Origin of the sequence: Bacillus haimaensis (assembly GCF_048270625.1) — a bacterium.
GTDB classification, from domain to species: Bacteria; Bacillota; Bacilli; order Bacillales; family Bacillaceae_I; genus Sutcliffiella_A; species Sutcliffiella_A haimaensis.
Window position 1 is genome coordinate 2,906,003 of the sequence record NZ_CP158164.1, and the last position, 14,795, is coordinate 2,920,797.

Genomic DNA, 14,795 nt, shown 5'->3' on the forward strand with positions numbered 1-14,795 from the left:
ACTTCTACAAGCGGTGAGCATTTTTTATGCCGAAAAGACAATTTCGAGATTTCTTTCCACGACTACCTTTTGGATGCGGTGCTTTTTCACTTCCTCTATGTGGATGGTAAAGCTTTCGCACTCGACTTTTTCACCCTTTTTTGGCAAGTATCCGAGGGTGTCCGATATCCAGCCGCTTAAAGTATTGGCGGTGGACTCCTCCACTTCCAATTGCAACAGCTCGGAAAACTCTTCAACCGGAAGTCGTCCGTCCATACGGAACATTCGATCATCGATGACTTCGATAAAATCTTCGTTCTCATCATGCTCATCCCAGATTTCCCCGACAATTTCTTCAATAATATCTTCAATCGAAATGATTCCTGCCGTTCCTCCATACTCATCGAGCACAATCGCCAAATGATTCTGGGAGCTTTGCAGCTCTTTCAAGAGGTTGGATATTTTTGCGGATCCAATCACGAAGAATGGTGCCCGACTGATATCCATTAAGGTGAAATTAGGATTTTGGACATATTGAGCAAAAAAATCCCGGTGTGAGATAACGCCGATGATATTGTCGACCGAGCCATCATATAGAGGTAAACGGGAATACTTTTCATGTATGAATATTTCCTTGATCTCTTCAATAGATGTCTCGATGGAAATTGCTACTACGTCAGGCCGTGGCGTCAGGATATCTTTTACGATGATATCATCAAACGCAATGGCATTGTGCAGCAATTCTCGTTCCTGAGTGAGAAAAGTCCCTTCTTCTTCACCGATTTCCACCATTGCTTTTACATCTTCCTCTGTTACAGTAGGTTCATCCTTACCAACCCCGATAAGTTTGTTGACACCTACCTTTAATTGGACAAACAACCATGTGATCGGGAAAAAGAGTTTCATGACTGTCATTAAAGAAGCTGATATTAATAGTAGATACTTTTCCGCAAATTGTTTAGCTAAAGATTTTGGCAAAATCTCACCGAATATCAGGACCAGAATAGTGATCACCGTGGTGGAGATAAGCAGGGTACTGCCTTCCCTACCATAGACCTGGGTGGCAATATTCGTTGCAATCGCAGCCAGTGCAATGTTGACGATATTGTTCCCGATCAAGATGGTAGAAATGCTTTGATCAAAATTATCGGCCATCTTCAATGAGCGTTTTGCTTTTGCATTGTTGTTTTCCGCCTGATTACGGAGCCTCACCTTATTGACACTCGTAATGGCAGTCTCTGATGCTGAAAAATATCCTGATAATAATAACAATGCCCCTAATAAAATTATCGAGTCATAGGGTATACTATCCAAGTTTCCATCACTCTCCTACATATTGATACTATAAATATATTTACAAATACCACTTTTAGCAATAAATATGCAAAATTTATTTTAAATTTTTTCAATTTTCCTTAAAATTCATTCATTATTCTTTAGAAGTTTTCAAATACACCCAGAATATGTTATAATTATCTCGAATTCAAGATAAATTAAAGGAGGAGAATGACGATGAAACTTTTAGGACTCCACCACGTCTCTATTCTAACAGGTAAAGCCGAAAACAACTTTCAATTTTTCACCGATATATTAGGTATGCGATTGGTCAAAAAGACTGTGAACCAGGATAACACTTCCTCCTACCACTTATTTTACGGGGATGCAAAAGGAAATCCAGGAACGGAAATCACCTTTTTTGATATCCCAAATTTGGGTCGCACATATGAAGGAGTGTCAAGCATCTCCTCCACTTCCTTGCGAGTCGCAACTACAGATTCGCTTCACTTCTGGAAGGACCGATTCCAGACATTCAATGTGAAGCACGGAGAAATTGTAAAAAGGGCGGATCGGGACACTCTCGATTTTGAAGACTTTGAAGGTACCAAGCTGATTCTCGTTGCAAATAACGGAGAAGCTGGTGTTGCAGCAGGCGTACCATGGGAAAAATCCGATATTCCTAGTGAGCATGCCATCATCGGACTTGGACCAGTAACCTTAACCGTCAAGTCTGCCCCTCCCACTTCAAGTATCCTGACAAATGTGATGGGTTTCAGTTACGTAGGATCCTATCCTTCTCTGAAAGGGGAATTTCCTGAGGTGGAGGTGTATGCAACCGGTGAAGGTGGGCCGGGAGCAGAGGTTCATATTGAAACAAGACCTGACCTTCCTCCAGAGAAGCTGGGTCGTGGCGGCGTTCACCATGTTGCCTTCCGCATTGCTGATGACGAAGAGTTCAACAAATGGGTACAGCGAATACGGGAAACCCGCCTACCCAACTCGGGAGAAGTGGAGCGCTACTATTTCAAGGCTCTCTATTTCAGAGAGCCCAACGGCATCCTATTCGAGCTATCCACAGACACGCCAGGCTTTACTGCTGATGAGCCTCTCGAATCAATGGGCGAAAGGCTTGCATTGCCACCTTTCCTGGAACCGAAAAGAGCGGAGATTGAAGCAAGTCTCCGTCCACTTGAGATAAACTGAGTCAAATTCAATGGACCTTTGGCAATTTTCCAGGGTCCTTTTTCTTTTATACATAGGCAATTGAGTTAAAAACCCATTCTTATATGAAAGCGCTACCATTTTATCTCATGCTGCATATAGTAGTAGAGAAAGGAAAGGAGGGTGTTCTCATGGAAAGAATCATTTTATTTTTTGCTAGTATGCTAGCTGGATTTGCATTAATCAAAGTACCGCTTACTGGTACATTTGCTGCGCTGGATCCTATCGCTTCCATTGTCGGCGTCATTACCATCTTAGTATTCGCACTTGCCTTAATCTATCACGGTATTCGAACCTTAATCAACAGGTAACACAAGATCTTTTTTCCGGTATAATAATTATTAAAGTAGCAATGTAAGGATGAGCGGTAGAAGTGCACCTGCCGCTTAAACTTTTGGAGAAAGGTGGACAAGCATTGACACTATTACAAATTAATAAGGCTCCCCTGTCATAAAGAGAAGCCGCAGCAGCATTCATTGCAAAAACCCGATACTGTTTCAGCATATACACGTTTTCCTTTTGACACCCAACTTTCCCCTTGTCTCGACCTTTTGAATATACTCTGTTGCCAAAGGTACTTTACAGGCTGTCTGCCCAACACCCACATGCACTTTTCCGATATGCTCGGCTACCTGCATTGCCTCATCATGCAGTTCCTTCACATAGCATCCAACAGAGATGACAAAACTGTTCATGACATATCTCACACGGTTCTTCTCATCATGAATGGTTTCCTTGACTTGATGCAGCAATCTGCGAAGTTCCTCTATATCCAGTAGGCTGTCATCCGTTATCGAAAGGTGATTGGCATACACACTCCAGCCAGCTGTGGCAATCTGTTCATTATCCGACTGAACCCATACCCCTGCCAGCTCCATAGCATATGGACTTTCAGCTGTAACATTCGCTACCGTATATTCAGACTGCATATACCAGGATGCTTTTTCCACCCAAGCCTGAAGCTGCTCCTTTGTCATCTCTTTCGGATTAACCGTTAAGCCTGCCAAATACATGGCGTCATGATTACCCGTTTCATAAAGAGCCAAAGCCAATGCCTGATTCTTTTTAACATACTTCACAAGCTTTTTCAGATCTCCCACCTTCACTCCAAACACCGGTCCAATGGCCCCGTGATTGTAATAGATATTTCTCGTCTGTTCCGTTCCAAGGCCCTCAAGCTCCATCATCAATTCCTGCAGATTCATATTTTACACCTCATTATTATTGTCTATTTTCTATCTATACTAGGTAGAAGTCAGAAATCCCTTTTCTAAACATAAAAAAATAATGCCAACTTCTCTTAAATAGAAATCGGCACTTCGCTTATTCACTATACGTTATCGGGATGCTTTTGGCGGTTGGCATACGTCGCACTTTCGTTGGTTATTATTTTTAAATTTCGAAAAAGTTTTTTCAAAGTTGCTTCCACATGCACATTTAAATAGTAACTTTTGTGAAAACCCGTGATATTCGGTGGTTAGCAATTTACTTTCGGAATTTTTCTCAACAAATTCTTTAATTTTATCAATTGTCCATCGTTTATTCATTCTCTAACACCTCCATATTTTATCGCTACCGGAGGCTTTTCTTGGCATCCGTTCCATTTTATATCCTAAGTTTCTCATTATAGCATGAACCGCCACTCAATATACAGATTGAATAAACACTCTGCATTACTGATATAGATTACTCCGGTCTATGGATTGTGGCATCTGTTCCATCCACCCTCTCTTGATCATCAGTTCTAGTCCTTCACCTCCGTACTTGGCTATCTCCGCAATCAGCAGGGCATAGTGCATCGATAAATCCTTTCTGATCGAGGTGGACATTGCATAAGACAGCAACTGGATGCCCGCTGAAGAGGTAGCGGTAATCAGAAATGTGACAAGCCTAACCGAGAAAGGAGAAATCATGGAATCCGTCACTTCCATACTTACAGGTATATTTCCTAAATGCTCCTCTTTCTTCAAAATCTTATTGAAAAGCTCCACCTGCTTTTCGGCAAGTTTCTTTCCTTTTATCAAATACTCTTTTACTTCCTTATCCTTGGTCACTTGTATCAACCCCATCAGCATGACCAGCCCAATATAGTTCCTTTCGATCGCATAGAATATTTCTCCCAATTCCATCACATTTAACGGTCTTTTATCCCCAAACATGGAGCCCAAAAGGGTAGGCTCCACTTTCATGTACTCCACATCTTTTGGATAAGGGATTTTAGGTGGCCGGTCGTAGATTCCCTTGCTTAACATCAATTCTAGGGACTTTTTATATAGCTTGGTAGAAGTTTTGAGACACCCATCGAAAAACTCGACAATATCCTTCCTGGCCACTTTGGTGAGTGTGGTCGAATAGAACGGCAGCAGCATCTGCCCTACACGATAGACATAACTCAGCGCAAACAGGTCGGTATATAAGGGAGGAGCAGACAGATTAATATCCTTATCGGAGAATCCATCCGGAACCGGAAATCCTTCTTTTTGAAAAATTTTTTCAATTACTTTGTTATATAATTCCTCCAAATATAAAGCACTTTTTACTATTTCCATCACTTCCGAATCCTCTAGTTGCTGCAAGAAATGCTTATAAAAGCACATTGTCGCACTATGCTGGATGTAGGAAGTCCATAACGCAGCAATCTCTGGAGTAGTAAGCTGAATATTATGCTCTTTCATGTCCGTCTCCTAGTCTGTATTAAATAGTTTGTGCCTATTTTTTGATAACTTTGGCTCCTTTATTCATCAAAAAACAGACCCCAAGAGGAGTCTGTCTTTAGCCAACCAAAAGCTTTATTCGATTCCCGGAAGGGTCCACTGTAAATACTCCTCCTTCATCTTTTGAAACTTCCGCACCCACGTTGTTTAACTGCTCCACTATCTTCTCCATTTCCATTTCACTTGGCAGCACAAGTGTAAAATGCTGAAGGCCGACGCTGTTCTTGCCAGGCATCGGTGCTCCTACTCCATTCCACGTGTTCAGGCCAATATGGTGGTGGTATTGTCCAGTTGAAAGAAACAGCGCCTGCCCTCCATAGCGGTTCACGATATCAAATCCAAGTCCGCTCGTGTAGAATTTTTCACTCTTTGCTAGATCTGCAACATGTAAATGGATGTGCCCCATCAATGTACCACCCGGAAGGCCTTTCCATCTGGCTCCATCCGATTCTGCAAGAATGCTTTGGATATCCAGCGCTTCTGAAGTCATCGCGACTTCCTGGTCCTGCCAATTCCATGATGCTGATGGCCTGTCGGAATATACTTCTATTCCATTGCCATCCGGATCGGCCATGTATAAAGCCTCACTGACCAGATGATCGGACGCACCTTGGATGGAGTGATTTTTTTGAATCAGATGCTGGATGAAACTCCCCAGGTCCTTTCTGCTGGGCAACAAAATGGCAAAATGGTAGAGTCCGGTTGTGCGCCGCTCTTTCGGTCTAACCCCTTCAGGCTGCTCAATCGTCAATAGAGCATTCAAACCATCAGCCGTGAAGGTTGCCTTCTTTTCCGATTTTTCCAATACCTTCAATCCTATGATTTCTTGATAAAATGCCAGTGAACGCTTTATATCTTCCACTTTAATAACTACTTCCCCAACATAAGTGTTTGGCGCTTCATGAAACCCTGTCATTTAATTTTCCTCCTTCTATCCATTCTTTATCTATATTTACTGCTTCTGAAATTATACACTTACTTTATGTAACTAATTATATTTTTATAACCTTAGTATGTCAAGTAACTAAATTACCTAACCATATTAGCTTATTTTCCTTGAAAATATGATATACTATACCCTATAGGAGTGATGAAGATGAACCAATCGCAAATTTGCCCTAGATTTGAACAAGCAATAAGTCTATTAGGTCAACGCTGGACGGGTTTAATCATATACAAACTACTTTCAGGCTCTCAACGCTTCTGCACCTTGGAATCCGGCATCAAAGGAATTAGCGGAAGAGTTCTTTCAGAACGGTTGAAGGATCTCGAAGGTAAAGGAATTGTGAAAAGGGATGTATTCCCGGAGACTCCTGTCCGAATAGAGTATTCCCTAACAGAAAAAGGGCATGCCTTGGAGCCTATTTTAAGAGAAACGGAAAAGTGGGCGCAAACCTGGCTGGAAGCAGCAACTGAATAAACAGCTAAAAGCAGCATACCTTATTTTGGCATGCTGCTTTTACTTTCTTACAACTGTATGAAGGTTTTTACTTCCCAAAAAGATCATCTATCCCACATGCTCTTTTCAAGCTATTGATGACCCCCTGATGCAAGCCTTCATGCCAATTGGTAAACGCCAGCACCTCCGCCAAAGTCTCCAGGCGGTAATCCCCGATCTGAAATGGACGGATAATTTTCTCCTCCAGCCGTCCTGTAAAATCACTTCTCATCCTATCGGACTGTGTTGAGAGACGTTCTTTCAGTTCGGCAAGGCTTGGCGTCTCCGCCTTCCATTCAAGGGGACTCGTATTCATTTGGAACAAAGGAAAATAGTGTTCCGGAACTTGATGGTCTCCTCCCGAAAACGAGTACATCAGCGTATCCTGGGACAGAAAAATATGCCCAGCATTCCATCTGATGGAATTGCGGAAGCCTGAAGGCATTTGATCTGCCAGATCCTCGGAAGTGGCATCCAACATCTTCACAGTGCGATTTCTAACAAAATCCATTTGTTTAAATAACAGTTCTTCATTTGTCATTCTAATCCCCATCCCCTCTTCTTTACATCCTATTAAGACCAAACCCCAAGTATGAAGACCATCACGGAAAACGTGACAACAGTAATTTCACTTCATTTTTATTATAAAGGATGTAATATCACTCATATGCAAAAATCGGGCAAACCTATAAAAAATAATCGATACATTAGCTTTCAGGGAACTTGTTGCACTACTTCCAAAAATAAAAAATGGAGCCATCAGTCTCCACTGATAGCCCCACCATCACTATGCTTCTTTTCTTAACTTCGCTTTTTTCTCTAAATCTTTTTCATCCTGCCAGCACTCGACATTCTCTAATCCTTCAATATTACTCGCATAGAAAACCGGGTCTTTTCCTTCCTTCCTTTGTCTCAAATAATCCCTCAGTACAGCAATTGCAATTTTCCCAAGGAATGCAAGAGCAATCAGATTCGTGATGGCCATCAGTGCCATAAACAAATCTGCCATATCCCACACCACGCTTAGGCTTGCCACTGAACCGAAAACAGTCATTCCAAGTACAGCCAGACGGAAAATAAAGATCGCAGTTTTACTTTCTTTGATGAACTCAATATTGGATTCCCCGTAATAATAGTTACCGATAATGGAACTGAAACAGAACAATAGAATCGCGATTGCAATAAAGATGCTTGCCCATGGCCCTACATGCTCGGCCAATGCAATTTGTGTCAATTGAATCCCTTCCATCTCTTCCCCTGTCGGAATTCCGGCAAGCAGGATGATGAAAGCTGTCGCACTACAGATAAGAATGGTATCGACGAAAACGCCAAGTGTCTGAATGAACCCCTGTTTTGCAGGGTGGCTGACCTCAGCGGTTGCCGCTGCTACAGGTGCACTACCCATTCCCGCTTCATTGGAGAACAATCCACGTTTGACACCATTCATGATTGCTGCGCCAATTCCTCCAGCGACAGCCTCATTGAAGCCGAATGCACTTGAAACAATCACACCAATCAAGCCTGGGATCTCTGTGATGTTCAGTGCAATCACATATACAGCCAGTAAAAGATAGGAAACAGCCATAATCGGCACAACCACCTGTGAAACCTTGGCGATTCTCTTTACTCCACCAAAAATGATCACTGCTACAACTGCTGTCAGCACTAGCCCCAGCACAAGGCGGTTTGTCCCAAACGCTTCATGGAAAGCGACAGTAATCGTATTAGCCTGAACGGATGTAAAAGCAAGCCCGAAGCAGAACGTAATCAGGACGGCAAATAAAACGCCCATCCATCTGGCCCCTAAAGCTTTTTGCATGTAATATGCCGGACCACCTTTATATCCATTGGCATCTTTTACTTTGTACACCTGAGCAAGCGTACTCTCAATGAAGCTTAAGCTTGCACCAAACAATGCCACTACCCACATCCAGAATACTGCTCCAGGTCCACCAAGCGAAATCGCAATGGCAACACCAGCGAGGTTTCCCGTTCCGATTCTCGTTGCTGCACTAATACAGAATGCACCAAAAGATGACACTTTCTTCTTTGCCTCTTCTGTAGAAGGGCTTTCTTTCAAAAGCCTGAACATCTCACCAATCTGATTAAATTGTACAAACCTTGCTTTAACCGTATAATAAATTCCTAAACCAACCAATAATGCAATTAGTACGTAAGACCAAAGAAAATTATTCGTCCAGTCTAAAATAGTATTCATCATGCTGTTCACCTCAAGTTGTTTATAAGAGTAACTATATTGGCAGCACTACCAATAGTTGGGATGGATAAAAATATTTAATAGAAAAGCTTTGAAGTTTGCCTATTAAATACTTCTATACTCATAAAGATGCGTTAGAATTCGCTTTGTAACACAACACTACCTAAATATCCTCGTGTTATATAATACCTGTATAATTTTATCATTATACTAAAATAGATTCAATAATTATCCCTGAATTAAATATTTTCTTTATTTTCTAATAAATATAATTTCCAAGAAAAATCTTGTCCACCAGTTATCTTTCCTGACGAAAATAGTATATACTGTATGTACCATTACATCTGCTTAGGAGGCAGTATTTATGACTGAATCAAATCAACAGAACGAAACAACAGAACCAAAGAAGAAAATCAGCCTGCAGGATGCTATTAAAAAGCAGCTAGAGCAAAAGAAAAACCAGGCCGCTGGCGGAAAAGGAAACCTGAATGGACCTAAATCCCAGCAAAAAATGAAAAGTCAGCAAACAAAGAAGCCAAGCAATACAAGAAGAAAAATGGGTGTCTAACTCGGGAAACATTTGATTGAAATGATCCTCTCATCAGAATCTCCAGTTTTGAGTGGGAGAAATATTTGCTGCATACGAATCTTCGTATGCTTTTTTTATTGTCATCATTTGGTGCCAACCAAATATGCGGCGTCCTAGCATTTGGTTGGACGAGTATTTTTCGGAAAATTTTCATGCTCAAGTGGAACCATTTTTATGGAAGTTTCGTCTAATACATTGTGAGTGTTATAATTTAGTAGAATAATTTATAATAATTGGGGTATTTCTTATAGATAAAAGATTGTTAGGTTGTCAGGACGGTCCCCCTTACATTGCGGAGAGTGAAGTGTATGAGTGTTAAAAAGAAATTACCATATTTACTATTGTTGCTTGTCATGCCATTACTGGGCTTTATATATACGATCTTAAATGAAAGTCCGAGAAAAGTGACGGAGATTCCATTGCCTATCGACCACGATATCCCATTTATCGTAGCATTTGTCGTGCCATATATTATTTGGTATGTGTTTGTGTTCGGTTATTTGGTATACTTTTGCTTTAAAGATACAGATGTATATGTAAAAACGCTTATTACCATTGTAATCGGAGAGTTGATTTGCTTTATTATTTATTTCTTTTTTCAAACAACTGTTCCCAGGCCGACAGTCGAAGGAAGCGGCTTATTCGTCATGTTGGTGAAGTACATCTATGCGCATGATCGCCCAGTTAATTGCTTCCCCAGTATCCATGTACTGACAACTTACGCCATTATGCTTGCTAGTTTTCATATAAAAAATAAACATAAGTTAAACAAATATTTCATCCACATAATGGGGAGCCTTATTATTCTTTCAACGATTTTTATAAAACAGCATGTGGTGCTGGACATGGTGGCATCCATGTTCCTGGTCGCTTTTATATACAGTACAGTATTTGCGATTTATAGACTGCGATCTGCAGCAAAAGAAAAGATTGGTGCAATTCAGTAAATCAGGGATTGCCTGTACAATAGCAACTAAGCGCGCATCGATCTTTATCGATGCGCGCCAGTTGTCTGGAATCTTTCCAAGGTATATGACGATAAAACAAGAAAGCTCTTTTCAACATACAATTCTATACAGATGTCACCTTTTTATAGGAGACAATGAATGTACATACCAGCGTCAAGGAAAGTAAAATGAAAAAGACTGGCAATGTCATAGTTTCAGGCAATAGAATGCTTGCCACCATCAAGAGCCCACCAATTATCAATGGATAAGATGCTGGCCGGATTATTTTATTCCATTTTTGATTAACTGAATTGGATGATTGTTTTGGCAGCTTGAATCTTGGAAGAGTATTTGCAGTAGCAATCAGGGAAAAGCCGACAATCAGAGGCACCATCGTCAGCAGGTTGAAGCTGTTTCCAGAAACGGTATAAAGTAGCGCTAAATGAAACAGGAAAAACAGAAATGTAAAGGAAAGGAATATACTTTCTAGACCGTTTTTATATCTCGAATAGTAGTGTTGAAGTGCCTTTTGTCTGGAAAGCAATAGCAAATTGCTATTCAGAAGAACAAGAGTTAAAGGAAGCACCCAAACGATTACCTCCTCTCTTCCGTACTTTTCTTCCACTACCTCCATATCCGAACCTAAAAAAAAGATACTTGCTCCAAAAGAAATAAGTATAAGCAATGCGATCAGACTTTTTTTCATCATAGGTTTTTTCCTTCCCCCTTGTTTTGGTTAAATTGAATAATCCACTTCATGACATCCTGAAACACACTGGCATTTAAAGAATAATACACATACTGCCCTTTTTTCTCGGCAAAAACCAGATTCGCATTTTTTAACACTGACAGATGCTGTGAAATACCCGGCTTGCTCATCTCAAAATGATCCGCAATTTCCCCGACAGTCAGATCCCTGTCACGCAGCAGATCCAATATCCTTCTGCGGTTTTCATCAGAAAGCGCTTTAAATAATTCATTGATTGACACAGGCGATCCTCCATTTAAACATTTAAGTAATTACTTATTTAATTAAATAATATCTGTTATTCCAAAAAATTGCAATCCTTTTCATCAAAAAAAGGAATTCTCATAGAGAATCCCACTAAAACAGCCTCACTCCGCTATCGGTATTCTTATCCTAAAAGTCGTTCCTTTTTCATGCTCACTCGAAACATCGATTCTCCCTTTCAACAGTTGTACAATTTGGAAGGAAATGGTCAAACCGATTCCGGTTCCCATATCTTTGGTTGAATAGAAAGGAGTCCCGATTTTGCTCAGTTGGGAAGAGGTCATTCCTATTCCGTCATCTGCTATTTCGATGACCGCATTTTCTTTTTCGAGAAAAGCATGGAGAGATATGGTCCCCCCCTCGCCAATTGCTTCTATGCCGTTCTTGATGATGTTTATCAGAACTTGTTTCACTTCATCCTTATTTGCTTTAATGTATATTTCGTCTTCAATCGAGTGCTGAAAGGTAATGCTCTGAATATTCGCATAAGTGGACATCAGCTGCACCACATTTTCTATTTCCTTTGTCAGATTCATCACATTGAATTCCATCTTGTTCGGTTTTGCAAGAGAGAGATAGTCCTGAATGATGGCTTGAGCCCGATCGAGTTCCCCTATCGATATTTCAATATATTTCTTTTGGGATTCACTCAGATTTTCATCCCTGCTCATCAGCTGAAGGAAGCCTCGGGTGGAGGTCATCGGATTTCTCACCTCATGGGCAACGGAGGCTGCAAGCTCACTAACGACCTTCAGCTTTTCAGATCGCTGCAGTTCACGCTGTAAATTCATCTGCATATTCAGATTTTCAATGATTAACATCACTGTTACCAATGTCCCCCATGTAACAAAGGACACAAGGATGGTGACGAAAATCTCGTCATGTTCATTTATCAGGATTAGACGTACAATTCTTGTTAGTGTAATGAAGAAGAAGAGAATGCTGACAACCAGAATCTTAATCTTTTTTTCCAACCCCTGAAACCACAAGGAAAAGATGGATAACAGCACCGCCACAATAGCATAGTTCACCACCATGATCAGAAAGCCAGGTTCATCCAAAATAAACAAATATCCCAGCATCGCAAGCAACAAGGTAATTCCAAGGATCCATCCCCCGTACATAAATGCAAGGATGATTGGAATGATTTTCTGGTCATAGGTATCTCCATTGGTCACTTCAATCGGGAAGGACATCGTAAAAATGAGCATAATCAGCAATACCATAAGAAATTCATAATTGATTCTTTTCGTAAAATCCGTTATGCCTTTGCTTAAAAATTGGTGATAAAAAAGAATAGGAAATAATATGATTAAAACATGATATAAAACGTGTCCGATATTTTCAAACATACCAACGCTCCTACAGGCCTAGACTCGACGTTAAATGATGTAACATTATCACTTCTATTACTTCTCCTTTCGTATCATTTTCTCCTTCTGGCAGGCAAAAGAAAAACCAGCTCAATAGGCTGGTTTTTCTTTATGCATATTTCATTTCCTGTTCTTTCTTAAAGAACTCCTTCATGGCATGAAATACATCCGGCTTCTGTTTCAGAATATAATGGCGGAACTTTTCATCGTTTACATTTTTATAGGCTGACATGAGAGTGGAGTGCCTATTGTACTGATTTACCTCCCCATAGCCGAACATATTGGATACCTTCATCAGCTCCCCTACCAGCTTCACACAACGTTGATTGTCAGAGGTCAAGTTATCTCCATCGGAAAAGTGGAATGGATAAATATTAAAACGTGTTGGATTGTATTTCGTATCAATAAGTTCCAGCGCTTTTCGATACGCTGAGGAGCAGATGGTACCACCGCTCTCCCCCTTGGAGAAGAAGTCCTCTTCACTTACGACCTTCGCTTCCGTATGATGGGCGATAAACTCAATTTCCACTGTTTCGTACTTCGTTCGCAAAAAGCGTGTCATCCAGAAGAAGAAGCTTCTGGCCATGTATTTCTCCCACATGCCCATGGACCCGCTCGTATCCATCATCATTAGCACCACTGCCTTGGAGTCCGGTTTCACCACTTCATTCCATGTCTTGAATTTCAGGTCCTCCTGAAAGATGGGATGGAAGCTGGCAGTTCCTGTCATGGCATTCCGTTTATATGCCGACATCATGGTACGCTTCTTATCGATATTCCCCATTAATCCGGTGCGTCTTATATCATTGAATTCATAGTGTTCTATTATATTTTCATCTCGTTCTTTCTGTTGCAGATTCGGAAGCTCCAACTGATTGAATAATGCGGCCTCTAAATCCATCATGGAAACTTCCGCCTCATAATAGTCCTCACCAGCCTGATCTCCTGCTCCCTGCCCTTTTCCTGGACCCTTCTGCTGACCCGACCCGTCCCTGGCAACCACATCGCCTACCTGACTTTCTCCATCGCCTTGGCCAACGTGCTTGTTTTTGTCATAATTATAACGAATTCTGTACTCATCTAAAGACCTGATTGGAATCTTTACGACCTCTTTGCCATTTGACATTACAATGTTCTCTTCTGTAATAAGATCTGGCAAATTATTCTTGATAGCCTCCTGGACCTTTTCCTGATGGCGCTTCTGGTCGTCGTGGCCTTTTCGATGGAGGGACCAATCCTCTTTGGATACTACAAAATTCGTCTCATCTGACATCGTCATTCGATATCCCTCCTTTTATTTGGTTAAAAAAACATTTTTACACTTACCGGAACATTTTCGTCATAAGTCACATACAATATCTTGGTGAAATTTTAAAGAGACCAACCTTCTAGCGAAAGAAAGGTTGGTTACTCTATCCTATGCACGCAAACGAAATAATTGACAGATTATTTAGATAATTAGGCTCTTAATACGTCAAAATTAGACAAGCGTCAATGCTTTCTTAGTATTACTAGATTTATGCGCTGTGCAGCTCGTTTTATACTGATATAGAAAAATAAAAAACCTTCCAGACCTCTGGAAGGTTTTACTCTTTTTCATTATCTTCATTGTTTTCATGTTGCTTTGGATCCCGTTCCTGGTCCGTTTTATTCTCCTTAAGCTGCTCCATTTCCTTAGCCAGCTTCTCCATTTCCTTTTCGTTTGGCGCCATTGTATTTTCAATTTCAGTAGATTTGTCTTTTTTCATTGTTATCACCTCTTATTCTTAATTTTCCCATTTTGTGTGGATATGAAACCATGGTGTGTATGAATATGTCTTCTTACCTATTATGCGAACTGGAAGAGGGGGGATGGACTTGGTATTGTTATGAAGAGCTTTTGTAGGAGGGATGAGTAGGAAAAAGCTCTTCATTGAGACTGTGAAGAGCTTTTGGGTGGCTTTCTTCATGTTAAATGTCCATCATAAGCTTGATGATGGACTTTTTTACCGACTTTTTCATACAAAAAGGCCTTCATCAAAACGAT

Annotated in this window: 17 protein-coding genes; 5 read left to right on the forward strand and 12 right to left on the reverse strand. The window is 40.8% G+C overall.

All coding sequences use genetic code 11. From position 1 onward, the window contains the following. Nucleotides 1-24 precede the first annotated feature (24 nt). Nucleotides 25-1,293 carry a hemolysin family protein gene (locus ABN702_RS14735; protein WP_417897558.1) on the reverse strand — a complete coding sequence of 423 codons (1,269 nt, stop codon included), beginning with the start codon at nucleotides 1,291-1,293 and terminating at the stop codon, nucleotides 25-27. A gap of 198 nt (nucleotides 1,294-1,491) precedes the next feature. Between ABN702_RS14735 and ABN702_RS14740 the strand changes: the two genes are divergently transcribed. Continuing rightward, nucleotides 1,492-2,460 carry a ring-cleaving dioxygenase gene (locus ABN702_RS14740; protein WP_417897559.1) on the forward strand — a complete coding sequence of 323 codons (969 nt, stop codon included), beginning with the start codon at nucleotides 1,492-1,494 and terminating at the stop codon, nucleotides 2,458-2,460. 149 nt (nucleotides 2,461-2,609) lie between these two features. Further along, the gene (locus tag ABN702_RS14745) at nucleotides 2,610-2,789 is read left to right on the forward strand and encodes a hypothetical protein (protein ID WP_417897560.1); all 180 of its coding nucleotides are present in this window, start codon (nucleotides 2,610-2,612) and stop codon (nucleotides 2,787-2,789) included. Nucleotides 2,790-2,975: 186 nt separating this feature from the next. On the opposite strand, the gene ABN702_RS14750 is transcribed toward ABN702_RS14745, so the two are convergent. The 4 genes from ABN702_RS14750 to ABN702_RS14765 form a co-directional block, all read right to left on the reverse strand. Then, complete coding sequence (locus tag ABN702_RS14750; RefSeq protein WP_417897561.1) at nucleotides 2,976-3,683, reverse strand: DNA alkylation repair protein; 708 nt, start codon at nucleotides 3,681-3,683, stop codon at nucleotides 2,976-2,978. Between the two features lie 132 nt (nucleotides 3,684-3,815). Beyond that, entirely contained in the window at nucleotides 3,816-4,025 is a 210-nt protein-coding gene (locus tag ABN702_RS14755) for a hypothetical protein (RefSeq protein WP_417897562.1), read from the reverse strand. A 126-nt stretch (nucleotides 4,026-4,151) separates the two neighbouring features. Then, on the reverse strand, nucleotides 4,152-5,153 hold the full coding sequence (locus tag ABN702_RS14760) for a DUF3231 family protein (RefSeq protein ID WP_417897563.1): 1,002 nt from the start codon (nucleotides 5,151-5,153) through the stop codon (nucleotides 4,152-4,154). Nucleotides 5,154-5,250: 97 nt separating this feature from the next. After that, a complete protein-coding gene (locus ABN702_RS14765) occupies nucleotides 5,251-6,108 on the reverse strand; it encodes a VOC family protein (protein ID WP_417897564.1) in 858 nt (285 codons plus the stop codon). Nucleotides 6,109-6,288: 180 nt separating this feature from the next. Here ABN702_RS14765 and ABN702_RS14770 point away from each other — a divergent pair, with 180 nt between their 5' ends. Then, nucleotides 6,289-6,612, forward strand: a complete 324-nt coding sequence (locus ABN702_RS14770; RefSeq protein WP_417897565.1) for a winged helix-turn-helix transcriptional regulator — start codon at nucleotides 6,289-6,291, stop codon at nucleotides 6,610-6,612. A gap of 67 nt (nucleotides 6,613-6,679) precedes the next feature. On the opposite strand, the gene ABN702_RS14775 is transcribed toward ABN702_RS14770, so the two are convergent. Beyond that, entirely contained in the window at nucleotides 6,680-7,171 is a 492-nt protein-coding gene (locus tag ABN702_RS14775; RefSeq protein ID WP_417897566.1) for a DinB family protein, read from the reverse strand. Between the two features lie 246 nt (nucleotides 7,172-7,417). Then, a complete protein-coding gene (locus tag ABN702_RS14780; protein WP_417897567.1) occupies nucleotides 7,418-8,851 on the reverse strand; it encodes an alanine/glycine:cation symporter family protein in 1,434 nt (477 codons plus the stop codon). 361 nt (nucleotides 8,852-9,212) lie between these two features. On the opposite strand from ABN702_RS14780, the gene ABN702_RS14785 reads away from it, so the two are divergent. Together ABN702_RS14785 and ABN702_RS14790 are read left to right on the forward strand one after the other, a co-directional pair. After that, the gene (locus tag ABN702_RS14785) at nucleotides 9,213-9,416 is read left to right on the forward strand and encodes a hypothetical protein (protein WP_417897568.1); all 204 of its coding nucleotides are present in this window, start codon (nucleotides 9,213-9,215) and stop codon (nucleotides 9,414-9,416) included. A gap of 329 nt (nucleotides 9,417-9,745) precedes the next feature. Next, nucleotides 9,746-10,384 (forward strand): phosphatase PAP2 family protein, encoded by a 639-nt coding sequence (locus ABN702_RS14790; protein ID WP_417897569.1) that lies wholly within the window; start codon nucleotides 9,746-9,748, stop codon nucleotides 10,382-10,384. A 124-nt stretch (nucleotides 10,385-10,508) separates the two neighbouring features. On the opposite strand, the gene ABN702_RS14795 is transcribed toward ABN702_RS14790, so the two are convergent. From ABN702_RS14795 to ABN702_RS14815, 5 genes are all read right to left on the reverse strand, one after another. Continuing rightward, on the reverse strand, nucleotides 10,509-11,093 hold the full coding sequence (locus tag ABN702_RS14795; RefSeq protein ID WP_417897570.1) for a hypothetical protein: 585 nt from the start codon (nucleotides 11,091-11,093) through the stop codon (nucleotides 10,509-10,511). Then, a complete protein-coding gene (locus ABN702_RS14800) occupies nucleotides 11,090-11,374 on the reverse strand; it encodes an autorepressor SdpR family transcription factor (protein ID WP_417897571.1) in 285 nt (94 codons plus the stop codon). Before ABN702_RS14800 ends, ABN702_RS14795 begins: the two co-directional genes overlap by 4 nt. A 126-nt stretch (nucleotides 11,375-11,500) precedes the next feature. After that, nucleotides 11,501-12,748 carry an ATP-binding protein gene (locus ABN702_RS14805; RefSeq protein WP_417897572.1) on the reverse strand — a complete coding sequence of 416 codons (1,248 nt, stop codon included), beginning with the start codon at nucleotides 12,746-12,748 and terminating at the stop codon, nucleotides 11,501-11,503. Nucleotides 12,749-12,878: 130 nt separating this feature from the next. Further along, nucleotides 12,879-14,048, reverse strand: a complete 1,170-nt coding sequence (gene yhbH, locus ABN702_RS14810; RefSeq protein ID WP_417897573.1) for a sporulation protein YhbH — start codon at nucleotides 14,046-14,048, stop codon at nucleotides 12,879-12,881. 307 nt (nucleotides 14,049-14,355) lie between these two features. After that, entirely contained in the window at nucleotides 14,356-14,517 is a 162-nt protein-coding gene (locus ABN702_RS14815) for a hypothetical protein (protein ID WP_417897574.1), read from the reverse strand. Between the last annotated feature and the right edge of the window lie 278 nt (nucleotides 14,518-14,795).